This window comes from Rhizobium sp. PP-CC-3G-465 (assembly GCF_004343445.1).
Taxonomy (GTDB): Bacteria; Pseudomonadota; Alphaproteobacteria; order Rhizobiales; family Rhizobiaceae; genus Ferranicluibacter; species Ferranicluibacter rubi.
On the sequence record NZ_SLYH01000008.1, the window covers coordinates 119,801 to 144,657 of the forward strand.

General features: G+C 63.7%; 24 protein-coding genes and 1 pseudogene. 20 read left to right on the forward strand and 5 right to left on the reverse strand.

The window, feature by feature from the left end; all coding sequences use genetic code 11:
• The first annotated feature begins 28 nt into the window (after nucleotides 1-28).
• Complete coding sequence (locus C8J33_RS21765; protein ID WP_132665310.1) at nucleotides 29-829, forward strand: phosphodiesterase; 801 nt, start codon at nucleotides 29-31, stop codon at nucleotides 827-829.
• Between the two features lie 3 nt (nucleotides 830-832).
• On the opposite strand, the pseudogene C8J33_RS27605 reads toward C8J33_RS21765, so the two are convergent.
• From C8J33_RS27605 to C8J33_RS21780, 3 genes and pseudogenes are all read right to left on the reverse strand, one after another.
• Nucleotides 833-1,024: pseudogene (locus C8J33_RS27605) on the reverse strand (hypothetical protein); the annotation flags it as partial.
• A 168-nt stretch (nucleotides 1,025-1,192) separates the two neighbouring features.
• Complete coding sequence (locus C8J33_RS21775) at nucleotides 1,193-1,687, reverse strand: type II toxin-antitoxin system YhaV family toxin (RefSeq protein ID WP_132665311.1); 495 nt, start codon at nucleotides 1,685-1,687, stop codon at nucleotides 1,193-1,195.
• Between the two features lies 1 nt (nucleotide 1,688).
• Entirely contained in the window at nucleotides 1,689-2,024 is a 336-nt protein-coding gene (locus tag C8J33_RS21780) for a type II toxin-antitoxin system PrlF family antitoxin (protein ID WP_110808085.1), read from the reverse strand.
• 451 nt (nucleotides 2,025-2,475) lie between these two features.
• Between C8J33_RS21780 and C8J33_RS21785 the strand changes: the two genes are divergently transcribed.
• Nucleotides 2,476-4,284, forward strand: coding sequence for a bifunctional diguanylate cyclase/phosphodiesterase (locus C8J33_RS21785; RefSeq protein WP_110808084.1), 1,809 nt, complete (start codon nucleotides 2,476-2,478; stop codon nucleotides 4,282-4,284).
• Nucleotides 4,285-4,287: 3 nt separating this feature from the next.
• Here the strand turns inward: C8J33_RS21785 and C8J33_RS21790 are convergent, their stop codons facing one another.
• A complete protein-coding gene (locus C8J33_RS21790) occupies nucleotides 4,288-4,962 on the reverse strand; it encodes a GntR family transcriptional regulator (protein ID WP_110808083.1) in 675 nt (224 codons plus the stop codon).
• A gap of 324 nt (nucleotides 4,963-5,286) precedes the next feature.
• On the opposite strand from C8J33_RS21790, the gene C8J33_RS21795 reads away from it, so the two are divergent.
• Genes C8J33_RS21795 through atzF form a run of 10 tightly spaced genes read left to right on the forward strand, consistent with a single transcriptional unit; the run spans nucleotide 5,287 to nucleotide 15,751 of the window.
• On the forward strand, nucleotides 5,287-6,414 hold the full coding sequence (locus tag C8J33_RS21795; protein ID WP_110808082.1) for a BMP family ABC transporter substrate-binding protein: 1,128 nt from the start codon (nucleotides 5,287-5,289) through the stop codon (nucleotides 6,412-6,414).
• 43 nt (nucleotides 6,415-6,457) lie between these two features.
• Nucleotides 6,458-7,591, forward strand: coding sequence for an ABC transporter permease (locus tag C8J33_RS21800; protein WP_132665312.1), 1,134 nt, complete (start codon nucleotides 6,458-6,460; stop codon nucleotides 7,589-7,591).
• On the forward strand, nucleotides 7,588-8,514 hold the full coding sequence (locus C8J33_RS21805; RefSeq protein ID WP_132665313.1) for an ABC transporter permease: 927 nt from the start codon (nucleotides 7,588-7,590) through the stop codon (nucleotides 8,512-8,514). Before C8J33_RS21800 ends, C8J33_RS21805 begins: the two co-directional genes overlap by 4 nt.
• Before the next feature lie 12 nt (nucleotides 8,515-8,526).
• Nucleotides 8,527-9,543 carry a formamidase gene (locus C8J33_RS21810; RefSeq protein ID WP_132665314.1) on the forward strand — a complete coding sequence of 339 codons (1,017 nt, stop codon included), beginning with the start codon at nucleotides 8,527-8,529 and terminating at the stop codon, nucleotides 9,541-9,543.
• Between the two features lie 11 nt (nucleotides 9,544-9,554).
• Nucleotides 9,555-10,256: a cysteine hydrolase family protein gene (locus C8J33_RS21815; RefSeq protein WP_132665315.1), complete on the forward strand. Its 702-nt coding sequence runs from the start codon at nucleotides 9,555-9,557 to the stop codon at nucleotides 10,254-10,256.
• The gene (locus C8J33_RS21820) at nucleotides 10,256-11,356 is read left to right on the forward strand and encodes a ring-opening amidohydrolase (RefSeq protein ID WP_132665316.1); all 1,101 of its coding nucleotides are present in this window, start codon (nucleotides 10,256-10,258) and stop codon (nucleotides 11,354-11,356) included. The genes C8J33_RS21815 and C8J33_RS21820 overlap by 1 nt, the downstream gene beginning before the upstream one ends.
• Before the next feature lies 1 nt (nucleotide 11,357).
• Nucleotides 11,358-12,908 (forward strand): ABC transporter ATP-binding protein, encoded by a 1,551-nt coding sequence (locus C8J33_RS21825; protein WP_132665317.1) that lies wholly within the window; start codon nucleotides 11,358-11,360, stop codon nucleotides 12,906-12,908.
• A complete protein-coding gene (locus C8J33_RS21830) occupies nucleotides 12,908-13,576 on the forward strand; it encodes a cysteine hydrolase family protein (RefSeq protein WP_132665318.1) in 669 nt (222 codons plus the stop codon). The genes C8J33_RS21825 and C8J33_RS21830 overlap by 1 nt, the downstream gene beginning before the upstream one ends.
• On the forward strand, nucleotides 13,569-13,922 hold the full coding sequence (locus C8J33_RS21835) for a cupin domain-containing protein (RefSeq protein WP_132665319.1): 354 nt from the start codon (nucleotides 13,569-13,571) through the stop codon (nucleotides 13,920-13,922). Before C8J33_RS21830 ends, C8J33_RS21835 begins: the two co-directional genes overlap by 8 nt.
• A complete protein-coding gene (gene atzF / locus C8J33_RS21840) occupies nucleotides 13,919-15,751 on the forward strand; it encodes an allophanate hydrolase (RefSeq protein ID WP_132665320.1) in 1,833 nt (610 codons plus the stop codon). The genes C8J33_RS21835 and atzF overlap by 4 nt, the downstream gene beginning before the upstream one ends.
• Before the next feature lie 6 nt (nucleotides 15,752-15,757).
• Here atzF and C8J33_RS21845 read toward each other — a convergent pair whose 3' ends face one another.
• Entirely contained in the window at nucleotides 15,758-16,897 is a 1,140-nt protein-coding gene (locus tag C8J33_RS21845; protein WP_132665321.1) for an ROK family transcriptional regulator, read from the reverse strand.
• A gap of 217 nt (nucleotides 16,898-17,114) precedes the next feature.
• Here C8J33_RS21845 and C8J33_RS21850 point away from each other — a divergent pair, with 217 nt between their 5' ends.
• The 8 genes from C8J33_RS21850 to C8J33_RS21885 form a co-directional block, all read left to right on the forward strand.
• On the forward strand, nucleotides 17,115-18,344 hold the full coding sequence (locus C8J33_RS21850) for an extracellular solute-binding protein (RefSeq protein WP_132665322.1): 1,230 nt from the start codon (nucleotides 17,115-17,117) through the stop codon (nucleotides 18,342-18,344).
• Nucleotides 18,345-18,441: 97 nt separating this feature from the next.
• Nucleotides 18,442-19,509 (forward strand): ABC transporter ATP-binding protein, encoded by a 1,068-nt coding sequence (locus C8J33_RS21855; protein ID WP_132665323.1) that lies wholly within the window; start codon nucleotides 18,442-18,444, stop codon nucleotides 19,507-19,509.
• Entirely contained in the window at nucleotides 19,509-20,366 is an 858-nt protein-coding gene (locus C8J33_RS21860) for an ABC transporter permease (protein WP_132665340.1), read from the forward strand. The genes C8J33_RS21855 and C8J33_RS21860 overlap by 1 nt, the downstream gene beginning before the upstream one ends.
• On the forward strand, nucleotides 20,363-21,229 hold the full coding sequence (locus C8J33_RS21865) for an ABC transporter permease (RefSeq protein WP_132665324.1): 867 nt from the start codon (nucleotides 20,363-20,365) through the stop codon (nucleotides 21,227-21,229). Before C8J33_RS21860 ends, C8J33_RS21865 begins: the two co-directional genes overlap by 4 nt.
• A gap of 38 nt (nucleotides 21,230-21,267) precedes the next feature.
• Nucleotides 21,268-22,152, forward strand: a complete 885-nt coding sequence (locus C8J33_RS21870) for a glycerophosphodiester phosphodiesterase family protein (protein WP_165929860.1) — start codon at nucleotides 21,268-21,270, stop codon at nucleotides 22,150-22,152.
• Nucleotides 22,149-22,925: an inositol monophosphatase family protein gene (locus tag C8J33_RS21875; protein ID WP_132665325.1), complete on the forward strand. Its 777-nt coding sequence runs from the start codon at nucleotides 22,149-22,151 to the stop codon at nucleotides 22,923-22,925. The genes C8J33_RS21870 and C8J33_RS21875 overlap by 4 nt, the downstream gene beginning before the upstream one ends.
• 448 nt (nucleotides 22,926-23,373) lie before the next feature.
• On the forward strand, nucleotides 23,374-23,859 hold the full coding sequence (locus tag C8J33_RS21880; protein ID WP_132665326.1) for a chemotaxis protein CheW: 486 nt from the start codon (nucleotides 23,374-23,376) through the stop codon (nucleotides 23,857-23,859).
• A 45-nt stretch (nucleotides 23,860-23,904) separates the two neighbouring features.
• Nucleotides 23,905-24,857 (forward strand): HAMP domain-containing protein (locus C8J33_RS21885; protein WP_132665327.1); only part of this gene is annotated, 953 nt, incomplete at its 3' end.

The window sequence follows — 24,857 nt, forward strand, 5'->3', positions numbered from 1 at the left end:
TTTCCTTTCCCGATAAGGCGCTTTTCCCATGAAAATCATCCAGCTGACCGACACACATCTGCTGCCTCCAGGCGCGACCGTCCATGGCGTCGATCCCGAGGCCCATCTGCGGGCCGCCGTCGCCGATATTCTGGAAAAACATAGAACTGCCGATCTCCTCGTTATCACCGGCGATCTCTGCAACGACGGCGATCCACAAGCCTATGCGCTGTTGCGCGATATCCTCCAGCCCTTCACCTGCGACATCCGCCTGCTGCTCGGCAATCACGACTCGCGCCCCGCCTTTACCGCTGCCTTCCCGGAGCAGCCGCGCGATGAAAACGGCTTCATCCAGTCCTGTCTCGACACCCCGTTCGGCCGCCTGCTCTTCCTCGACAGCCATGGGGCCGGCATCATCGGCGGCATCTACGACGAATCGCGGCTGACCTGGCTGGATGACGCTCTTGCCGGCGCCGGCGAGAGACCGGTCACCGTCTTCGTCCATCATCCGCCGGTCCATTCCGGAATCGCGCATTTCGAAAATATCGAGATGCATGACGACGGGCAGATGCTGCAACGGCTCGCTGCCCACCCCGCCGGCATCCGCCACATCGTCTTCGGTCATATCCATGTGCCGCTTTCCGGCTCCAGCGCGACCGGCATTGCCTATAGTTCGGGCCAGGCGTGCTCCCACAAGTTCATCACCGATATCGACGCGCCCGATCCGTTCTGGACCGCCGGCAATCCCTGCTACCGCATCATCCATATCGACGATAACGGCTTCCGCGCCTACGCGGCCGAGGTCGGCGAAACGCGGACGGGACGCACCGGTCCCTGCGAAGGACCGTGACGTAGGCAGATTTTCGGCCCGCCGCATTGCCGCCTGCCATTGATTGAGACGCGCATCCTCGTCCCAGCCGAGATCATAGACCAAAGGATTGGCTGGAGGCCGGCCCGGGTTTCTGGCTTGGGTAATCGCGGCGTCCGAGAAAGCAAGGACCGCATCGATGGCGACATAGTCGATGCCCGGAAGATTTGTCTGATCGCAACAGGAAGGCAGCATTGCCTTTGCCAAAGTTGGCAGCGGGCGACAGGCTAGAACTCCCTCGACTGTATCTCGACCAGACAGGGGTACGGGGCGGAAACGGATTGGGACTGATCTGTGTTTCGGGATTGAGAGATGCGTCTTCTAGAGTGACTATCGTGCGCCACTCTAGGTATGATCCGAAGAGGAAAGCCTTTCTAGGCGTTTAACGACATTCCTATCGGATGCCTCTTTGTACAGCGTGTTCCAGTCATCCGGCGGATGACCGTCGTCCAGCATTCCCTTGAAGACATTGTAGGCGTCTGTCTTCGAGTTATAGGTCCGCAAGGTATTCTCGTCATTGACCCACGCGAATATGATCACCTTGCTGGTACTCGAATATCGAAAAAAGAGTCGGAAGCGAGAGTTCCCGAATTTGGCGCGGAACCAATGCTTCCTGTTACCGCCAAGGGTCGATCCCTGCCGATAGACGGTGGCTGACGGATCTAATGGAATTGTAACCGTGACGAGCTGCACAAGAACCGCTAGCAGCTTGGCATTTGCTGTCGTTTGATAATCATCTGGTCGCTTTGCTTTGATTGCATCGACAGCCTCGATCAGCTTTTCCACCTGGTCGAGAAAAAGAGGGTGGGCGAGGATGCTCCATCCATTGATTGTCACCATATCAGATCGCGATATCGCCCTCGATCTCGGCATCGAGATCGACCGACATGCCTGCAGTCAGTGCGACGGCCCGATCGAGCAAGGCCTGCGGAAAGGAGACGACAGACGTCCCGGGATTGTTAGACATGTCATTCGCCAGGAAACCCAGGAAGCTCTCTATCACGGGGTCTGATGTTTGTTCAGGCTTGACCTTCTCAAGGTATACACGTCGATGCTCATCGACGGTAAACGCAATACGATCGCCAAGTTCAACGCCCAGCGCTTGCCGAACAGCCTTGGGAATGGTCGTTTGCCCCTTTACAGTAACGGTGCTTTCTTCTTTCAGCAATGCGCCCACGGCTCAGGCCTCCGGTTGAGTGGACATAAAGTAAGGATAATTCCTTACATGTCAAGGAATGGACGATATTGGGTCGGCGAGTATCTCGCCCGATCTCGGCGCCGCAAAAACCCATGGGTGATAGCGAGCAGCCGGGTTTCACACTCGCGATGATGGCGCCGATCAGCGGGATGTTTCAGGCCAAGTTTGGTCGCCATGGCAATGTGCTCCGTTGGTGGCACAGGATCGACACGGAAAACAGCCAAACGAGGCAGGGCGCGTGCTGAAGGGACGGAAAGCTCGCTCCAGGCAACAGGCGCGACGATTGCCTGCAGCACCGTCGGCGTTCCCTGCACCGGGGCGCGACCGGCCGAACCCGGCTCGATATTTTCATGAAACTGTCATTCTTCGCAAACCAAACGTTCAGTCTCCCCTGCGATGGTCGGCACAGTTGTTGTCCTGGAGACCGCCGGTGAGTGCCCTTCTCGAAACGTTTTCGCCCCTTCATCTTGGACGTGACCAGATCGTCACCCTTTCCAAGCTCGTCATCGAGACCGCCTTGCAGCCGATCGTCGAGGCAACGACAGGGACATGCTTCGGCTACGAGTCCCTGATGCGGGGTTTCGATCGTCTCGGCTTTGCCTCGCCGCTGGCGCTCCTCGACCGCGCGCATGAGAATGGCGAGCTTCTGGCGCTGGAGCACATGGTCATCAGCCGCGCGCTCGCCGCCTTCGCCGCCCTGCCGGGCTTCCAGCAGCGCACCCTCTTCATCAATTTCGACACGCGGCTGATCGGCGCGCATGACGAGGCGATCCTCAACCGGCTCGACGGACACCTCAAACGCGTCGGCATTCCGCCCTCCAGCGTCTGCTTCGAGTTGTCCGAGAGACACGACAACGAGACGATCGCCGAGTTCGACACCTTACTCGACCGGTTGCGGCAGCACGGCTTCAAGCTGGCGATCGACGATTTCGGCGCCGGCTTCAGCGGCCTGAAGCTGCTGTCCCGCGCGGCCGTCGATTATGTTAAGATCGACCGCCACTTCGTGTCGCAGATCGAAAGCCTGCCGCGAAACCGGCAACTGGTGCGGCACATCGTGACGGTGGCGCACAAGCTCGGCGCGCGCGTCATCGCCGAGGGCGTGGAGACGGAGGCGGAGTTCCATGTCTGCCGCGATCTCGGCTGCGATCTGCTGCAGGGCTATTTCGTAGCGATGCCGACCGTCTGCCATGCGGACCTGAAAGCGAGCTATCCGCACCTCGCCCAGGCTGACGACACCAAGCGGCGGACGGCGTCGGCCGACAGCGTGCTCATCCGCAGGCAGGTCGAACACCTGCCGACCGTGCAGGAAAGCGCAAACCTCGACACGATCTTCGAGTTGTTCCGGACTTCACCGCAGCAGGCCTTCTTTCCCGTCCTGAACGCAAACGACGAGCCCCGCGGCGTCATCCACGAATATCACCTGAAGGAGATGATCTACCACCCGTTCGGGCGCGACCTCCTGCAAAACAAAGTCTACCAGCGACGCATCGCCAGTTTCGTCACACCGGCACCGGTTGCAGACGTCAACATGCCAGCCCATGAAATGCTAGACATTTTCGCCGGGGCGAACGGCAGCGATTGCCTGATCCTGACGGAAAACATGCGCTATGCCGGTGTCCTGTCCTCCGCCTCCCTTCTGCGCATCATCAGCGAGAAGCAGCTGAAATTCGCACGCGACCAGAACCCTTTGAGCGGGCTGCCCGGCAACCGTGCCATACGCGATCATGTGCACGAGGCCATGCTCGACGGCGACCGGACGCGCTTCTTCTGCTACTGCGATTTCGACAACTTCAAGCCGTTCAACGACAGTTACGGTTTTCACCGTGGCGACGCCGCCATCACGCTGTTCTCCGCACTACTGCGCCGCCACTTCATCGGCGACGGCGATTTCGTCGGGCATGTCGGTGGTGACGATTTCTTCGTCGGCCTTTCTGATCTGCCGCGGGCCGCGGTGGAGGACATGCTGACGCGGATGCTCTGCGCCTTCAAGGCCGGGGTGGAGGAGCTTTATTCGGAGGACGATCGCAACCGGGGCTTCATCATGGGCTACGGGCGCTCGGGCGTCGAGCAGGCCTACCCGCTGATGCGCTGCAGCGTCGGCGTGCTCACGCTGGAGAAGGGCACGATCCTGACGGACGTCAACGCCGTCACGACCCGTGTGGCGGAATTGAAGAGCTGCGCCAAGGCGAGCGGCACGGGGCTTGTGATGGACGGCCTGGTCTCGGGTGGGAGACCCTGAACCTCAGCCACGCGCGACGGCGAAGACGGTGCTGGCATCGCTGACGATCGAGACGTGATCATAGGCTGCCTTTCCGGCAGCGGTGGCGTCGGCGCGCAGGATGGCGGTGACGATCCGGTCGTGTTCCTCATAGGATTTCGAAAGCCGGCCTGAGAGGCGGAACTGCGCGTGGCGGAACGGGGCGAGCCTTGCGCGCGTCTGCGTCGCCAGTTCCAAAAGGTGATCGTTATGGGTGCCGCGATAGAGCCGGTTGTGGAATTCGGTGTTGTAGGCGGCATAGCCCTCAGGGACACCGGCGCGAACGAGCTGCATCGAAGCCCGGTGCTCGCGTTCGAGCGCATGGCGCTCGTCCGCGTCCATCCGCATTGCGGAAAGCCGGGCGCAGATGCCTTCGAGTTCCGCCATCGCCTCGAACATCGCGTGAAGATGGGCCTCCTCGACGTTCTTGACGATCGCGCTGCGGTTCGGCTCCCGGCCGACCAGCCCCATGGCGCCGAGTTCGCGCAGGGCCTCGCGCACCGGCGTCCGTGACACCTCGAAGCGGGCCGCCAGCGACAGCTCGTCCAGCCGCTCGCCGGGGACCATAATACCGCTAACGATCATGTCGGCGATTGCGCGCACCATCTGCTCGACGGTCGTTCCTGTACGGGTGACGGTCTTCCGTTTTGCCTGAGTCACGTTCGTCTCAATGTCAGTCTCATTATTGCATACAGATGACGGGCATCTCAGAGCATGTCAATCACCTGTTTAAGATATTGAAAAGATATACTTTAGTAGACGGCCCTCATCTAGGCCCGCGGATTTTGTGCATCTGGCAGCGCCTGAACGAAGCGACGATGGAAAAATAGGCAATTTAAAGTAAAACTGCATGCACTTTTATCATGCCGATTTGAGAGACAGGATGGCATCTAGTCTTTCCAATAGCTTAGGAAGTGGCACGGTCATTGCATACACTTTTATGTCCAACAGCCATTGGCCCAGCGCCGCACGGGGAACATGATGATGACCAACCGCTTTTCCATGAACCGCCGACAGTTTCTTCAAACCTCTGCCATCGGCCTTGCGGCAAGCGCCGTGCCGGGCCTGATGGGGTCAACCGCTTTCGCGCAGGAAGCGCTCACCGTCGGCTTCATCTATGTCGGCCCCAAGGATGACTACGGCTATAACCAGGCGCATGCCGAAGGTGCCGCCGTCATCAAGGCCATGCCGGGCATCACGCTCATCGAAGAGGAGAACGTACCCGAGACCGTCGATGTCCAGAAGACGATGGAATCGATGATCAATCTCGACGGCGCCTCGCTCATTTTCCCGACGTCCTTCGGCTATTTCGATCCCCATATGCTGGCCATGGCCGCCAAATATCCCGACACCCAGTTCCGCCATTGCGGCGGCCTGTGGCAGGAGGGCAAGCACCCCGCCAATACCGGGTCGTACTTCGGCTACATCCATCAGGGCCAGTATCTGAACGGCATCGCCGCCGGCCACGCCTCCAAGAGCAAGAAGATCGGCTTCGTGGCGGCCAAGCCGATCCCGCAGGTCCTGCAGAACGTCAACGCGTTCCTGCTCGGCGCCCGTTCCGTCGATCCCGCGATCACCTGCCAGGTCATCTTCACCGGCGAATGGTCGCTTGCCATCAAGGAAGCCGAGGCCACCAATGCCCTGGTCGATCAGGGCGTCGATGTCATCACCTGCCATGTCGACAGCCCGAAGGTGGTGGTCGAGACGGCCGCCGGTCGCGGCGCTTTCGTCTGCGGCTACCATGCCAACCAGAGCCCGCTTGCGCCCGAGAAGTACCTGACCGGCGCCGAATGGGCCTGGGGCAAGGTCTACACCGATTTCATCACCAAGGCCCAAGCCGGCGAGAAGCTCGGAAACTTCGTGCGTGGCGGCCTGAAGGACGGCTTCGTCAAGATGAGCCCGCTCGGGCCCGGTGTGCCGGAAGCAGGGCGCAAGGCGTTCGAGGCGGCGCATGCCGAGGCCATGACCGGCAAGCTCTCCGTGTTCAAGGGTCCGCTAAAGGACAACAAGGGCAATGCCGTGATCCCCGCCGACAAGGCCTATGCCGAGGACGCGATCGATCTGGAAAGCATGGCCTATCTCGTCGAGGGCGTGGTCGGCTCCACCTCCTGAACCCCCGGTATTCGGCTAACCGTTCCATGAGGGGAGACGCGTCATGTCCGTCGAAGTGAACAATCCTGCGCTGTCGCTGGAACCCGGCGGTGCCGCGTCTCTCCGCCCAGCTCTCGAATGGCTGGCGCGGTGGGCGGAGCCCGTCGTCATCGGCCTTGCGGCGATCGTCACCGGTCTGGCGCTGTTCTCGCTCTTCATCCTCGCGATCGGCAAGTCGCCGGTCGCCCTCTTCCAGATCATGTATACCGGTGGCTTCGGCAGCTGGTTCTCCATCCAGAACAGCCTGTCGCGGGCGGCTCCCCTCCTCCTCACGGCCCTTTGCGTGGCGCTGCCGGCACGGCTTGGCCTCGTCATCATCGGCGGCGAGGGCGCGCTGGTGCTCGGCGGCGTTGCTGCGGCGGCGATCGCCACGCCGCTGACCGGCATTCTGCCGCCCTATCCCACCCTCATCGGGATGGCGCTCGCCGCAATGGTCGTCGGGGGCGTGTGGATCGGTGCCGTCGGGTTCCTCCGCCATTATCGCGGGGTCAACGAGACGATTTCGTCGCTGCTGCTTTCCTACATCGCGATCGCACTGATGAACCAGCTCATGGAAGGGCCGCTGCGTGATCCCGCGAGCCTCAACAAGCCGTCCACCTTCGCCCTGCCCGCCGACTACATGATCGGCGCTATTCCGGGCATGGATGTCCACTGGGGACTCGTTATCGCGGTTCTCGCCTGTATCCTCTCCTACATCCTGATCGAGGCGACGCGTTTTGGCTTTGCCGCGCGCATGGCCGGGGGCAATGTCCGGGCGGCGCAGATCCAGGGATTGCCGGTCGGCCGGCTGATCGTCGGCTTTACCGCCATTGCCGGCAGCTTTGCGGGGCTCGCTGGCATGCTTGAGGTTGCCGCCGTGCAGGGCAGCGCCAATGCGTCGCTGGCCGCCGGCTATGGCTATACCGGCATTCTCGTCGCCTTCCTCGCCCGGCACAATCCGCTGGCCATCATCCCCATCGCCATTCTGCTCGGTGGACTGGAGGCTTCCGGCGGGCTCATCCAGAGGCGGATGGGGCTACCCGATGCCACTGTCGTCGCCCTGCAGGGCACGCTCTTCATCGTCATCCTCTTCTGCGAGACCTTCTACGGCCGCTTCAAGGTCTTCAATCCTGATCTTTGGAAAGGAAGCGTGAAATGAGCGAGACGGATATCGGTCTCTGGGGCGTGCCCCTCGCCATCATCGCCGGCGCTATCCGCGTCTCCACGCCATTCATCTTCGTGTCCCTCGGCGAGGCCATTACTGAGCGTTCGGGGCGCATCAATCTCGGGCTGGAAGGCACGCTCGTCTTCGGCGCGATGACCGCCTATGCCGTGGCGGTGCTGACCGGCTCACCTTGGCTCGGCGTGCTGGCCGCCATGGCCGCGGGTTCCGTCTTCGGGCTCATCCACGGCTTCATCTGCCGCTTTCCCCGGGTCAACGACATCGCCATCGGCATCGCCATGATGCAGTTCGGGCTGGGCTTTGCCTTCTTCCTCGGCAAGCCCTTCATCCAGCCATCCGCACCGAAGCTGCCGTCCATTCCGCTCGGCAACTGGTCGTCCTATCCGCAGGTGCAGGCGGCACTGAACATCAACGTGCTGTTCTTCATCGGCTTTCTGCTCGCGCTTTTTCTCGCCTGGGCGTTTAGCAACACGCGCCCGGGCCTCATCCTGCGTGTCGTCGGAGACTCCACCGATGCCGCCCGCGCGATGGGCATCAATCCGGACCGCGTTCGACTTCTCGCAACAGCACTCGGCGGCGCACTTGCCGCTGTCGGCGGGGCCTATCTCTCGCTCTATTACCCCGGCTCGTGGAACGAGGGCATCTCGTCGGGCCAGGGCCTCATGGCGGTTGCGCTCGTCATCTTTGCCCGCTGGAACCCGATCAACTGCTTCCTCGCTGCTCTCCTCTTCGGCGGCACAGGCGCACTCGGGCCGGCGCTCCAGTCGGTGGGCGTGACACAAGGCTACTACCTCTTCTATGCGGCGCCCTACGTGCTGACGCTCGCCATCCTCATTGCCACATCCTCGCCCAACCGCGCGCTGTCCGGCGCACCGGGCGAGCTCTCCCTGACGAAATAAAGGAATTCGCGCATGAACGGTCTGGGTGGTCTCAACATATCGCAAAACGGCGTCGGCATCGGTCTCGTGCAGCTGCAACTGCCCCTGACCGTGACGAAGGCGGACTTGGCCCGCCAGACGCAGCTGGTCGTGGATCTCGTGGCCAAGGCGCGGCGCAACCAGCCCGGCATGGACCTCGTGGTCTTCCCGGAATATGCCCTGCACGGCCTCTCCATGGACATCAACCCCGAGATTATGTGCGACCTCGACGGACCCGAGGTCGATGCTTTCAAGATGGCGTGCAAGGATAACGCAATCTGGGGCTGCTTCTCGATCATGGAGCGGAATCCGGGTGGTATGCCGTATAATTCCGGCATCGTCATCGACGATCAGGGCGAACTGAAGCTCTATTACCGCAAGATGCACCCGTGGGTGCCCGTCGAGCCTTGGGAGCCGGGCGATCTCGGCATTCCCGTCATCGACGGGCCGAAGGGTGCCAAGCTCGCGCTCATTATCTGCCATGACGGCATGTTCCCGGAGATGGCGCGCGAATGCGCCTATAAGGGCGCCGAGATCATGATCCGCACGGCCGGCTATACCGCGCCGATCCGCGAGTCCTGGCGCTTCACCAACCAGTCGAACGCCTTCTGCAACCTCATGGTCACCGCCAGCGTCTGCATGTGCGGCTCGGATGGCACGTTCGACAGCATGGGCGAAGGCATGATCTGCAATTTCGACGGCACGATCATCGCGCACGGCACGTCGGGCCGGGTGAACGAGATCATCACGGCGGAGGTGCGGCCGGATCTGGTGCGCGAGGCGCGGCTCGGCTGGGGTGTGGAAAACAACATCTACCAGCTCGGCCATCGCGGCTATGTCGCGGTTGCCGGCGGGGCCGGCGATGCGCCCTACAGCTACATGCACGACCTTATCGCCGGCACCTACCGGGTGCCCTGGGAAGACGATGTCAAGGTGACTGACGGCACGCCCTGCGGCTTTGAAAAACCCACCCGGAAATACGGCGAGAGTGCCAAACTGGCTGCGGAATAGGAGAGAAGATCATGGATGCGATGACCGAAACCGCAGGACACTACATCACCGCCGACCCCTATCCCTGGCCCTATAACGGCAAGCTGCGACCCGACAACACCGCCCTCATCATCATCGACATGCAGACGGATTTCTGCGGCAAGGGCGGCTATGTCGATCATATGGGCTACGATCTCTCGCTCGTGCAGGCACCGATCAAGCCGATCGGCGCGGTGCTCGCCGCCATGCGCGCCAAGGGCTACCACATCATCCACACCCGCGAGGGTCATCGCCCCGATCTCGCCGACCTTCCGGCCAACAAGCGCTGGCGGTCGCAGCGCATCGGTGCCGGCATCGGCGATCCCGGCCCCTGCGGACGGATCCTGACGCGCGGCGAGCCCGGCTGGGACATCATCCCGGAGCTTTATCCGATCGAGGGCGAGACCATCATCGACAAACCGGGCAAGGGCTCCTTCTGTGCGACCGATCTGGAGCTGATCCTCAACCAGAAGCGCATCGAGAACCTCATCCTCACCGGCATCACCACCGATGTCTGCGTCTCCACCACCATGCGGGAGGCGAATGATCGCGGCTTCGAATGCCTGCTGCTGGAAGACTGCTGCGGCGCGACCGACTACGGCAACCATCTCGCCGCCATCAAGATGGTCAAGATGCAGGGCGGCGTCTTCGGCGCGGTCGCAAATTCGCAAGCGCTGATCGAGGCCCTGCCCTGATGGCCTCTTCGGAACGCGACGTGCTGCAAGCCTCCGTCTGGCGCGTGGCCGCAAGCGGTCCGGCCGATGTGTCGGGCGTGGAAGCGCTGTTTTCGGCTGGCCTGAAGCCGGAAACGGTCGTCGCCATCCTCGGCAAGACGGAGGGCAATGGCTGCGTCAACGATTTCAGCCGCGGCTATGCCACGGCGAGCTTCGAGGCCTTGTTTGCAAGGCTCGGCGTCGTGGCTCCCTGCCTCGTCATGTCCGGCGGCACGGAGGGCGCGCTGTCGCCGCACTGGACGGTTTTCGCCCGTGAAACAACGACGGATGCCGCCGATACCTCGGGCGAGGCCGCACTTGCCATCGGCGCAGCGCGTACGCCGCATCTCCCCTTCCACCATCTCGGCCGGCGGGAGCAGGTGCTTCTCGTCGCGCAAGGCGTCCGCGCCGCCATGGCGGACGCCGGGATCGAAGACCCCAAGGATGTGCATTTCGTCCAGATCAAATGCCCGCTGCTGACGCTTGCCCGCATCGCCGAGGCGGATGCTGCGGGCGAGACGGTTGCCACGCGGGACACGCTGAAATCCATGGGGCTTTCCCGCGGCGCTTCCGCGCTCGGCGTTGCCGTGGCGCTCGGCGAAATCGACGCAAGCTGCATCACCGACAATGTCGTCGGCGCCCGCCTCGACCTCTTCTCCCGCTGCGCCTCCACGTCGGCCGGCGTCGAGCTGACCGATCACGAGATCATCGCGCTCGGCATGAGCGACACCTGGCGCGGTCCGTTCGCCATCGATCACGCCGTGATGGTGAACGCCATCGACACGGCCCCGGTAAGAGCGGCACAGGCCCGCCTGCCCGAGACGGCGCGGCTTGCAGCCGTTCTCGCCAAGGCGGAGCCCGACCCTTCCGGCATGGTCGGCGGGCAGCGTCATACGATGCTGGACGATTCCGACATTGCTGGCACCCGTCACGCCCGCGCCTTCGTCGGCGGCGTGCTCGCCGGCGTCTTCGGCATGACCGACCTCTACGTCTCGGGCGGTGCGGAGCATCAGGGGCCACCGGGCGGCGGGCCTGTCGCCATCATTGTGGAACGCGAGACCATCGGGAAAAAGGAGAGCTGACATGCCTGTCATTCGCGATACCCCCGTTCTGCCATCCGGAACGGCCGCCGGCATCGAGACCATCGGCATGACGATGCGCTTCGGCAGCTTCACGGCGCTGGACGACGTGTCGATCCGGGTACCCGCCGGATCCTTCCATGCACTGCTCGGCGAAAACGGCGCCGGCAAGTCGACGCTGGTGAAATGCATCATGGGCTTCTACCACGCGACGTCGGGCGCGCTCGTTGTCGATGGCCGCGAGGTCTCCGTCGCCTCGCCGCGGGATGCCGCGACCTTCGGCCTCGGCATGGTCTACCAGCATTTCACCCTCGTCCCCTCGCTGACCGGCGCCGAAAATCTCGTCATCAGCCGCGCGGATGTGCCGGCGGTGATCAACTGGGCACAGGAGCGCAAAGACCTCGCGCGGTTCATGGAGCGCATGCCGTTCCGGATCCCGCTCGACCGGCCGGTGCGCGAACTGGCGGCCGGCGAGAAGCAGAAGCTTGAGATCGTCAAGCAGCTCTATCTCGGCCGCTCCTTCCTGATCCTCGACGAGCCGACATCGGTGCTGACGCCAGCGGAGGCCGATGAGATGCTGGGTCTCGTGCGTGGTCTCACCGAAAGCGGCGGGCTGACGGTACTGATGATCTCCCACAAGTTTCACGAGATCACCAAGTTTGCCGATGCCGTCTCCATCCTGCGCCGCGGCAAGCTGGTCGGTGCCGGCGCGATCGGCGATCTCTCCACCGCCGACATGGCAGCCCTGATGATCGGCGATGTGAAGCTCGCCGAACTCGACAGCCGCGCACCCGTTGGCGACACGGCGGAGACGGTGCTCCGTCTCTCCAGCATCAAGGCGCCGGATGGCTCCGGGCTGAAGACCATCGAGATCGACGACCTCACGGTGCGGGCCGGCGAGATCGTCGGCATCGCCGGCATTTCCGGCAACGGGCAGAAGGAGGTGACCGAGATCCTGGCCGGTCAGCGCCCACCCGTCTCCGGCACCATCGAGGTCAACGGCGCGGCCTATGGCGCGACCCGGGCGGAAACGCGCAAAAACAACGTCCGCTTCATCCCGGAAGAACCGCTGCAGAACGCCTGCGCGCCGCGGATGACGGTAAGCGAGAACCTCTCCTTCCGGACCTTCGACCTGAAGCCGGACGGTGGGCAAGCGATCTGGCTCTCCAAGGCGGGCATGAAGGCACGCGCGACCTCGCTCATTGCCGACTTCAAGGTAAAGACGGCGTCTGCCTCGTCGCCCATCGCCGCCCTTTCGGGCGGCAATGTGCAGCGTGCCGTGCTCGCCCGGGAACTCACCGGCGATGTCGATCTGCTGATCGTCTCCAACCCCTGTTCCGGGCTCGATTTCTCGGCGGTCGCCGAAATCCGCGCCCGCATCATGAAGGCGCGCAATGCCGGCACGGCGGTGCTGCTGCTGTCGGAAGATCTGGACGAGCTTCTCGAACTCTCCGACCGCATTCTCGTCATCTCGGAAGGACGGCTGGTCTATGAGACGGCGGCGCGTGGCGCCGATATCGGCGTCATCGGGGCGCATATGGCGGGTCATCACTGATGGCGGATATCACGGCAGAACCCTTCGCCTTCCCGGCGCGCCTTGGCGAGATGGCGCTCGTCGTCATCGACATGCAGCGCGATTTCGCAGAGCCCGGCGGCTTCGGCGCGAGCCTTGACAACGACGTCTCCCGCATCGGCCGGATCGTGCCGGACGTGAGGCGGCTGATCGAGGGTTTTCGCACGGCGGGCCTGCCCGTCATCCACACGATGGAGTGCCACCGGCCCGACCTCTCCGACCTGCCGCCCGCCAAACGCGACCGCGGCAACCCGGCGCTGCGGATCGGCGACGAAGGCCCGATGGGGCGCGTGCTGATCGTGGGAGAACCGGGCACCGCCATCCTGCCCGAACTTGCGCCGATCGCAGGCGAGGTCGTGATCGAGAAGCCCGGCAAAGGCGCTTTCTATGCGACCCCGCTCGGCGAGATCCTGAAACAGAAGGGTATCACCCAGCTCGTCTTTGCCGGCGTCACCACCGAGGTCTGCGTGCAGACGACCATGCGGGAGGCCAATGATCGCGGCTATGAATGCCTGCTCTGCGAGGAGGCGACCGAGAGCTATTTCCCCGACTTCAAGGCCGCCGCCATCGCCATGATTCGCGCCCAGGGCGCCATCGTCGGCTGGACGGCGCATATCGACGACATTTTGAAAGGACTGCCCCATGCCTGAAACCACACGCGACTTCTCGATGTCGGGCGGTTGGAAAGACCTGCCGTTCGAGGCCTTCCGGAAAGGCGTGACGATTCATTGGATCAAGCGGTTCGAAGGCGACCAGCCGGGCGTGGCGCTGCTGAAATATGAGCCAGGCGCATCCGTGCCACACCACAGGCATGAGGGGCTCGAAACCATCCTCGTTCTCGACGGCGTGCAGTCGGACGAGACGGGCGACTACGCGGAAGGCAGCTATATTGTGAACGCCATGGGAACCGAGCACTCCGTCTGGAGCAAGCCCGGATGCGTGGTGCTGATTCAGTGGGACCGGCCCGTGACGATCCTCAAGGAGGACATGGCATGACCGGACGTCCCTCCTCCGATCTTCTGGCCTCCCCCGATCTCCCGGCCTTCGACATCGCCTCGCTGTCGGATTTCTATCGGAATGGCGGCAGTGTCAGCGCCGTCGTGGAGCGGGTCTTCGCCCGCATCGCCGACGTAAATGATCCCGGCATCTTCCTGCATCTGGCAGACCGGCAGGACGTGCTGGCAGAGGCGCAGCGCCTCGGCGCCTACGATCCCGCAAAGCCGCTGTTCGGCATTCCCTTCGCGGTGAAAGACAATATCGACGTCGCGGGCATGCCGACCACGGCTGCGTGCCCGGATTATGCGTACATGCCGGAGAAGGACGCGGAGGTCGTCCGCCTCTTGAGAGAGGCCGGCGCGCTCGTCATCGGCAAGACCAATCTCGACCAGTTCGCGACCGGCCTTGTCGGCGTGCGCTCGCCCCATCCGATCCCGAAAAACGCCATCGATCCGGCGCTGGTGCCCGGTGGGTCTTCCTCGGGTTCGGCGGTCGCCACGGCGCAAGGCATCGTCTCCTTCGCACTCGGCACGGACACGGCGGGCTCCGGCCGCATTCCCGCCGGGCTCAACAATATCGTCGGACTGAAGCCGAGCCTCGGTGCGCTCTCCACGACCGGCGTCATTCCCGCCTGCCGCACGCTCGATTGCGTCTCTATCTTCGCGCTGACGGTCGAGGATGCCTGGACCGTGTTCTCCGTCGCGGCCCGGACGGACCCGGCGGACGCCTATTCCCGCGCTTTGCCGAAGGGTTCTCGTGTGGCCCCGCCCGTGCTGACCATCGGCGTTCCCGCCGGCGCCGACCTCCAATTCTTCGGCGATGCGGCGATGGAGGCGGCCTATACGCAAGCGCTGACAACACTGCGAGAGCTCGGCCACCGCCTGGTCGAAATCTCCTTCGGGCCCTTTTACGACGTGGCCAACCTGCTCTACGAAGGCGCCTGGGTGGCCGAACGCTATGCCGCGGTGAAAGACTTCTTCGACGCCCGGGAAGATGCGTTTCACGCCGTCACGCGCAAGATCTACGGCGGCGCAAAGGCGCTGTCGGCGGCCGATGCCTTCGACGGGCTCTATGCGCTTCAGGCGCTGAAGAAGAGGCTCGCGCCGATCATTGCCTCGGTGGATCTCTTCTGTGTGCCGACGGCCCCCCGCCATTACACGGTCGCCGAGCTCGAAGCCGAGCCGATCCGGGAGAATTCACGGCTCGGAACCTATACGAACTTCGTCAACCTGCTCGACATGTGTGGCATGGCGGTGCCCACCGGCACCCGGCAGGACGGCCTGCCCGCCAGCGTCACCCTGCTTGCCCCCGCCGGTAAGGACGGCCTCGTCGCAACGCTCGGGCAAACGCTCCACGCCGCAAGCGGCCTGACGCTCGGCGCCACCGGCTGGCAGCAACCTGCAAACGTCAAGCCTGAACCGGACACGTCCGCGGAAGGCCTGATCGACCTCGTCGTGGTCGGCGCGCATCTCTCCGCCATGCCGCTCAATCATCAGCTTGTCGATCTGAAAGCGCAATTCTCCCGCACCGCCCGGACCTCCTCGGACTACCGGCTCTACGCCCTTGCCGGCACGGTGCCGCCGAAGCCGGGTATGATCCGGGTTGCGGATGGAGAGGGAACGCAGATCGAGGTCGAGATCTGGCGTCTGACACCGTCGGCCTTCGGCAGCTTCGTCGCCGCCATTCCCGCGCCGCTCGGCATCGGCACGATTGCCCTTTCCGATGGCACGTCGGCCAAGGGCTTTCTTTGCGAGCCGGTCGCGATCACGGCCGGCGCTGCCGATATCAGTGCCTATGGGGGATGGCGCGCCTATTGCGCGAAGGCGTGACGCCCGTCAGGCGAAGTAGCGCATCTTCAAAGGAAGGAGCGCCGCACCGATGGCGGCGGCGTCTCCAAGCGTCTCGCTGAGCACGAGCCGCGCCTCCTTCGGCCCGACGCCATAACGATGCACCCGCTGCGAGGGAAGGTGCACCCGTTCGATCATCATCCGCCCAAGCTCCGTCGGCAACTGCCCGCCGAAGACGATGGCCTGAGGGTCGAGAACGGCGATGAGCGTCGCGACCAGCCTGTCCACCTGCGGCATGGTCTCCGCCAACCAGTCCTCGACGCCCGGCCATGCGGGGTCGAAATCCCGGCGCAGCGTATCGACGCTGTCGATGCCGATGCCGTTTTCCTGCAGCCGTGCCAGAAGATATTGCAGAGCGGGTCGCCGTTCGGATTCGCCTGGCATAAAGATGCCGCTGAACTCGCCGGCATTGCCGTGGAAGCCGTGGAACGGCTTGCCGTCGAGGATCAGTCCGCCGCCGAAGCCATAGTTGAACGAGAGAAACGCAAAGGTCCGGCACCAGAGGCCGACGCCGCACATGCTCTCGCCGATCGCGCCTGTCGTCGCATTGTTCTCCAGCCAGACGGGCAAACCGAAGGTATGCTCCAGCTCTGGTCGGAGATCCCGGAGAGACCAGTCGGAGAGCGGCTCCGGCGCGTTGAAGGCGCGATCCTCCGACACGAAGAAGCCCGACATCGAGAAGCCGAGGCCCGCCATCGTGTCCTTGCGGATATGATGCTCTGCCAGCAACGCATCGAGCCTCACGGCAATGGCGCGCAGCGTCTTCTCCCGGTCGCACGGCTGAAGGTCCAGCCGCTCTTCCACGATGATGCTGCAGGCAAGGTCGGTGATGCTGAGGATGACCGAGTCCGTGTTGACGGACAGGCCGACCGCGCTGGCCCCGTCGCGCGCAAGCTCGATGGTCGGGCTCGGCTGACCGCGCGTGCCGCCGATCGGCGCGCCGGTGCGCAGCAGCCCGCGAGAAACCAGCCCCTCGACCAGCCGGTGGACCGATTGCTGCGTGAGGTTGGTGTGGCTGGTGATCGTCGAGCGCGCCATCGCGCCATGACGGCGGATGATATCGAGGATCATGCGCTCGTTATCGCTGGCAAGCGGCACCCGCGACAGGGCGTCCCGTTCCGCTGCCATGTCGCGTTCTCCCGGCCGTGTTCGCTCTGACGTCATGGCGTTGGATATCGCGCCCGACCCGGCGCGGCAACGATGTCTGCCCGATGATCCTACATTTTACAAAACCGTCATAAATATTACACTCAAGGTGTAGTAATAAGTCTCCATCGGAAACGCGCATGTCGTCAAAGGGCATGCCACCCATTCCCACATCCCCATCGGATCCCATGGAGCCCCTATGTTCAGGACCATTCTTGCCGCCGCCGTTCTCGCGCTGACGGCCACCACCGCCCCGTGCCTTGCGGCCGAAACCAACATGAAGAACCTGACGTTCGATCTTTCGTCGGTCACGCGCGGCAATTTCTACGAGATCGTCGTGCCTGCCGCCAAAGCGGAAGGTACGGTAACGATGTACAATTTCGCCGGTAGCTTCGGCGACACCTGGAAGGAGTTGATACGCCGCTTCGAAGCGAAATACGGCATCAAGGTCAGCTGTTCCGACGTCAAGGGCGACCAGGCGAACCAGCAGCTCATCGCCGTGCAGGCCGCCGGCCAGGATTCGCCCGTCGATGTCTACTTCGCCGGTGGCGGCGGCTATCCGCTGCTGTCGTCCAAAGGCGTCGTCGGCAAGATCGCGCTGACCAAGATCCTGCCCAATATGGATCATTACGATCCGGTGCTGAGCGAGACCATCTTCGGGAAGCCCCATGGCGGCAGCTTTCCGCTCGTCCACCTCAATCAGACGGCCATCGGGTATGACAGCGCGGTCGTGACAGCCGCGGAGGTTCCGAAAAGCTTCACCGACCTGCTCGCCTGGGCGGAAAAGAACCCCAAGCGCCTCGGCGTCACCTCGCCCGCGAAAGGCGGCTCGGGGAGCGGGTTCCTCTATTCGCTGGCGCTCGATCTGCTGACGGGCGACTGCAAGGCGCAGCTGACCGACACGAACCAGACGCTGGATGAGGCCGAGGAATGGGCCATGGGCTCGGAATGCCTCGATCCAGTCTGGGATTACTATCGCCGCCTGCTGGCGGTCGCCGAGCTCACCAACGGCAATGCCGACACGCTCAACCTCATCAACAATCGCCAGCTGTCCATGGGCACCGTCTGGGAAGACCAGGTGATGACCTTCCTCGCCACCAAGCAGGTGCCGGAGACGATCCGCCTGACGCTGCTGGAAACGGGTCAGATCGGCTCTGGCGATGCCATGTTCGTGCCGGCCAATGCGAGCCACGTCGCCGCCGCCCTGCTCCTGATCGATATGGCCATGAGCAAGGAGTTCCAGCTCTGGAAGCTCGAGACCAAGGCCTCGCGCTCGCCGCGCACGGATGTGACCAGCGATCAGGTGCCGGTGGAAACGCAGGCCCACATGCTGCCGTCCAGCGTCTATCCGCGCCTCAGCGTCACCGCCTTCTGGGACATGGCGACGGCGCTCTCCGAGGCGCTGGATGAGAAGGTGCTCAACCAGTAGCAGGCTCACCGGACCTCAAGGCGGCGGCTCTCCCGCTGTCGCCCGGGGTCCGGGCCAGAGCACAGACAGTACTCCTCCGATCCATCGGGAAACGGCCATGACCATGCTTGCAATCACCGATATCACCAAGGATTACGGTGCGAGCCGCGCCCTTCATCCTGTTTCGCTCTCCGTCGAGAAGGGCGAGTTCGTGACCATTCTCGGCCCGTCCGGCTGCGGAAAATCCTCGCTCCTGCGGATCGTCATGGGCATCAGCCAGCAGAGCGGCGGCGAGATCCGCCTCGCCGGCCAGCGCATTGACATGCTGCCGCCCGAACGGCGCGACATCGCCATGGTGTTCCAGTCCTACGCCCTGTTTCCGCACATGACGGTCGAGCAGAACCTGCGCTTCGGCCTGCGCATGAAGAACGTGCCAAAGGCCGAGCAGCAGAGGCGGATCGCCCACGCGCTCGACATCTGCACCCTCACGGGCCTGACGGCCCGCATGCCGCGCCAGCTGTCCGGCGGGCAGCAGCAGCGCGTGGCGCTCGCCCGCGCCATCGTCATGCAGCCGAACCTTCTGCTCTTCGACGAGCCGCTTTCCAACCTCGATGCAAAGCTACGCGATACGCTGCGCCACGAGCTCGTCGCGCTGCACAGGCGCATCGGCGCGACCAGCCTCTATGTCACGCACGATCAGGCCGAGGCGATGGCCATGTCGGACCGGATCGTGGTGATGAATGCCGGTCGCGTGGTCGAGATCGGCACGCCGTTGGAGCTTTACCGCTCGCCCAAACAGGCCTTCACGGCCGGCTTCCTCGGTCAGACCAATCTGCTCGCCGTCACCGCCTCCGGCCGGCAGGGGCAGCTGCCTTGGGGCCAGCGGGTCGAGCTCGCCACGGAGGCCATGGGTCCGGCACAGGTGTCCGTGCGGCCGGAAAGCATCGGTATCCGCGCCTGTGATCACGTCTCGAGCGCACAGGCGACGGTTGCCGGCGTGTCCTTCATGGGCGCAAGCGCGCTCTATACGGTGGCTGTCGGCGAGACCCTCCTGAAAGTTAGCCAGGCGGGCGGCGATGCGCTGATCGAGCCCGGCCGCACTGTGGCGCTGACGTTCCCGGATCGCCTGCCCGTGCTTGAGGACCGGGTGATCGAGGACCGTGTGCCCAGCCGGGAGGCCGCATGATGCCTGCATTTCTCCGTGACCGACGCCTGCTCCTGCCACTGCTTCTCGCGCCGGGTGTCGGTTATCTCCTCCTGTTCTTCGGCGGCCCGCTCGCCTCCGCCCTCATCGGCAGCCTGCGTCTGGAGGATGGCAGCTTTACGCTCGCCTGGTACGTGCGCATCTTCTCGCGCCCCTCCATGCTGCGGGGGCTCGGCACCTCCATCTATTACGGGGTCGCGCCGGTCATCGTGTCGCTCCTCGTCTCCGTGCCGCTGTCGCTCGCCATCCGTCGGCACTTCGTCGGGCGCAAGCTCTTCAGCGGTCTCTACAAACTGCCGCTCGCGGTGCCCGGCATCATCGTCGGGCTGATGATCATCGTCGTCTTCGAGCGCGGCGGTTTCATCGACCGGGCGGTAGCGCCTCTGGGGCTCGGCCTGCCGAAGCTCGTGCGCGACGACTGGGGCGTCGGCGTCATTCTCGCCAGCGTCTGGAAGCAGATCCCCTTCATGACGCTGATCATCACCAGCGCCTTTGCCGCGATCCCCGAGGATATCCGCTTTGCCGGTCGCACGCTGGGAGCGTCGCGCCTTGCCACCTTCTTCCTCGTGGAAGTGCCGCTCGCCATGCCCGGCATCACGGCGGCCGTGCTCCTGACCTTCATCGGCTCCATGGGCTCCTATGCCATTCCCGATATCGTCGGACCGCCGACGGCGAGACCTCTGTCCGTGCTAATGGTCAACGAATTCAATCAGGGCCGGTTTCCCCAGGTCTTCGCCATGGGCATGGTGCTGAGCGCCTTCGCCGTGGCCGTCCTCGTCGCCTATTACACCCTGACATCGCGCATCGGCGATGCGCATGGACGCGGAGATGCCAAATGACCGCCCTTGCCGAAAACACCCTGTCGCCCGTCGCCCGCAAACGCAGCTTCACGCATGAGGACCGGCTTCCCGTCGCGGTCGGCCTCTATGCCTTCCTGTTCCTGGCAATCGCCCTGCCGCTCGGGCTGATGTTCCTCTGGAGCATCGCCGATGGCTGGCCGGCGCCGCATGTGCTGCCGCAAAGCTACACGACCGAGCGCTGGGCCGGCGTGCTCGGCGATAGCGGCCTGTTGCGCGCCGCCATCAACAGCATCGTCATCGCCTTTGTCGTCACCTTCGCCACGGCCCTCATTGCGCTGCCCACGGCCTGGGCCATGGCGCGGTTTCCCTTCCGGCTGAAGCGGGCGGTGGAGATCTTCATCCTCGCACCGATCATCATTCCCGGCATCGTGGTGGCTGTGGGCATCGGCCAGGTGTTTCTGGCGCTCGGCCTTGCCTATTCGGTCGCCGGCGTTATCCTCGTGCAGATCGTCGGCACCCTGCCGCTGATGATCCGGCTGATGACGGCTGCCCTCGAGACGATCCCCGACGACCTCCTCCATGCCGCCCGCTCGCTCGGCGCCGGCACGTTCGGCATCGTAAGGCATATCGTACTGCCGCTCGCCGTGCCCGGGCTTCTCGCCGGCGGCTTGATGTCCTTCGTCGGCAGCTTCGAGGAGTTCGACAAATCCTTCATCGTCGGCGCCCCTGTGGTCGAGACGCTGCCGATCAAGCTCTACATGTATCTCGATCCCTATTCGATGCAGCTGCCGCTTGCCTCCATCGTCTCCTTCCTCCTGCTCCTGCCCGCCCTCGTTATCTTCGTCATCGCCGGCCGCGTGCTGCGCGACGACCTGATGGCGGCCGGCATGGGCAAGATCTGATGTCCGCACACCCCAACACGAACCGAAAGCAAGACCTCATGCCCACCTCCCAAAGCCGCCTCGCCGCCGCACCGTTTCACACACCCGACGTCCTCCTCATGGCCTCGCGCGACAATCCCGCCATCCTCACCATCGCCCATCGCGGCTTCTGGAAGACCACGGCGGAAAATTCGATTGCCTCCATCGAGGCGGCCATCGCTGCCCGCGTCGAAATGGTCGAGATCGACACGCAGGCAACCATCGACGGGCACCTCGTCGTCATCCACGACAAGACGCTCGACCGCACGACGACCGGCACTGGCATTGTCGCGGAACTTCCCTTCGACACCGTTCGCAACGCCCGCCTGAAGGTCGGCGCTGGTGGCCAGCACGCGGAAGCGACGCAGGAGCCCGTGCCGACGCTGGAGGAAATCCTCGAGGCCGCGCGCGGCCGCATCGCCGTCAACATCGATACGAAGTTCGAGCGCGACCTGCCCGCCGTCATGGAGACGGTCCTGCGGCTTGGCGTCGAGTCTCAGGTTCTCGTCAAGACCGATATCGACATCGATGCGACGCGTTTTCCGATTCTGGATGCCGACTGGTTCGGCCGTATCCCGCATATGCCTATGTTCCGGGTCCGGAAAGACCGCTTTGCCGAGGACCTTCGCCGCATCGCTGCCCTCCGCGCGCCGATGATCGAGGTCAAGTTCGACGATCTCGACGACATCGCGGCCGCCCGCAAAGAACTCGCCCGGCAGAACATCCGCGTCTGGATCAACACGCTCGATGTCTCCCATTGCCTCGACTACAACGATAGCCGGGCGCTTCACGACCCGCATTCGGTCTGGAGCCGGCTGAAACAAGCGGGCGTCGGCGCGATCCAGACGGATGAGATCGAGGCCTTCCGGGCCTGGGCCACGCAGAACGAGGGAGATGCGGCATGACCAACACGCAAGACCGGCTGTCGAAGGCGACCGTCATCGTAGAGGAGGCCATGCACGAAGCGCTCGCCTTCTTTGCCGCGCGCGACGCAATCGCCACGCGGGAGAAGGGCTTCCAGGATTTCGTCTCGGAGGCCGATACCAGCATCGAGACCCTGATCCGCCAGCGTCTTGACGCGGCGTTCCCGGGCGAGACGATCGTCGGCGAGGAACTCGGCGGCGTCGGCGGCGCGGCCTACTGGATCATCGATCCGATCGACGGCACCTCGAACTTCCTGCGGGGCTCGCCGCTCTGGGGCATCTCGCTCGGCCATGTCACGAACGGCCGCCCGGACCTCGGCGTGGTCTCCCTTCCCGTCTTCGGCGAGGTTTATAGCGCGGCCGATGGCACCGGCCTCAAGCGCAACGGCGTGGCGCTTTCCCGTAGCGCTCCTCTAGGCGATGTCCGCGTCGTCTCGCTCGGCGACAGCGCACACGACGACATTGCCGAGATCGGCGCGCTGCACACCGGTCTTCGGCAAGCCGGCTGGGTGGTCGAGGCGCTGCACACCACCTCGGTCTCGCTGGTCTTTGCTGCCTGCGGCATTTTCGACGGCCACCTGCAGAAGATCACCACCATGTGGGACATTGCCGGCGGCGCCGTGCTTGCCCGCGAAGCCGGCCTTAACGTGCGCATCGGCACCCGCCCCGATAGCGACATCCCCTGGATCGCTGCCGGCACGTCTCCCCTGCTGGACGCCACGGCGGCTCTCTGGCCGGAGATGGTGGTGGGCTGACAGCGGGCGGGAGAACCACGTCCGCGACGGCTCGGCAAGCCTGCAAGAAACATACAACGCAAGCATTTCCGGCAACCCCGATTTTGCCGGAAATGCTTGCGTTCACACACTTTAGCAATTTATTTATTCAACATTAACCACCTCTATGCAAACGTCAGTTGTCAAGATTGGCCCGGTTACGCGCCGGACCCTGATCCGCATGATACGGATCTCCGTGGTCGACCAATCATTTCTCATCAACGACATCCGTGTCGCGTTTCCTCCGCCTCCTTGAGGACACGTCGGCTCGATCGCCACGCTTAGGCTGCTTTGAGCTGCAGTCGCCGCGTGGATTCAGGGTTTGCGGGCTCAACGCTAGGTATAGGGCTATGACGGATCAGGCATTGCCAATCACAGCTTCGCGCGCGCGTACATGCGCTCGACAGGAGGCGCAGTTGCGCGCAGTCGTATGAGCCTGCAGGTCACCCGAAGCGACGTTTCCAGCACCTGGAACGGGCAGGACGAAATGTCTGTGCTGACCTTCAATCTCAATGGCGAGACCTTCGCCATCGAGGCGACGGTGGTCCAGGAGATCCTCGACCTCCTGCCCGAAACGCGGGTGCCCGGCGCCAAGGCCTTTCTCGGCGGCGTCATCAACTTCCGCGGCAAGGTCATTCCGCTGGCCGACATTCGCCTCGCCTTCGGCATGGAGGCGGGCGAAGGAACCATCGATAGCCGCATCATCGTCGTCCAGCTCGACATCGACGGCGAGCCCTGCCTCGTCGGCATCCGTACCGACAAGGTCTACGAGGTCACCACCCTCTCTCGCGCTGCCAGCGAAGCACCGCCCAGCGTCGGCATGCGCTGGCGGGCGTATTTCATCGACTGCCTCGTCAAGCGAAACGGCGAGTTCGTCATCGTGCCAAACCTCAAGACGATCTTTGCCTCCCACTAAGATCGCTCTTCCTCCTCCGTCCATCTGCAACATCGGATCGAAACCATGACCTTCACGCTGAAAATGAAGCTCGCCACCGCCTTTACCTTTCTCATCGTTCTGATGGTGGGTACGGCAGGCTATGCCCTGTACAGCCTTTCGAATCTCAATCAGTCGATGAGTGATGTTCTCGCCGGCCCGGTCACGCGGCTCGAGTTCGCGCAGAGCCTCAACATCGCGCAGCTTGAAGGCATCCGTCAGCAGAAGAACATGCTGACGACCAACACACCGACCGAGCTTGCAGCAGCCAATACCAAGAGCACCCAGGCCTTCGTTCGCATGAACGAGACGCTCGGCAAGGCACTGGCGATCGCCAGCGCGGAAGGCCGCCCGAAGTGGATGGCGATCAAGGATCTCGCTGCGAAGGCTGAGGATGTCAACCGGCGCATCTACACCTTCCTGGAATCCGGTTCCGCGGACCAGGCGCTGCGGATCTCGATCACGGAGGGCCGTGAGCTTGCAAATACGATCGACGCCTCCGTCGCCGAACTCGTCGAACTGTCGAAGTCGCAGCTTGCCGATGCCAATCATGCGGCAGACACCCTCTATGACACAACCCGCACCGTCATGATCGCCCTTGCCGCCGTCGCCTCGCTGATCGCGATCAGTGCTGCCGTCTGGATCTCCATCACCATCAGCCGCGGTCTGGCCCGCGCATCCACGGCCGTTCGTAGCGTTGCGGAAGGCGACCTGACGCAGCTTGCCGTCGTCGGCTCGAAGGACGAGATCGGCGAGATGCTCTCCCACGTCAATGCCATGGTCGAGCGCCTTCGCGGCGTCGTCGGCGATGCGCTGTCGGCCTCCGACAACGTCTCCTCGGGCAGCCAGGAACTGTCCTCGAGCTCGGAACAGCTGAGCCAGGGTGCGACCGAGCAGGCCTCGTCCGCCGAGGAAGCCTCCGCCTCGATGGAAGAGATGGCGGCCAATATCAAGCAGAACGCCGACAATGCCGCCCAGAC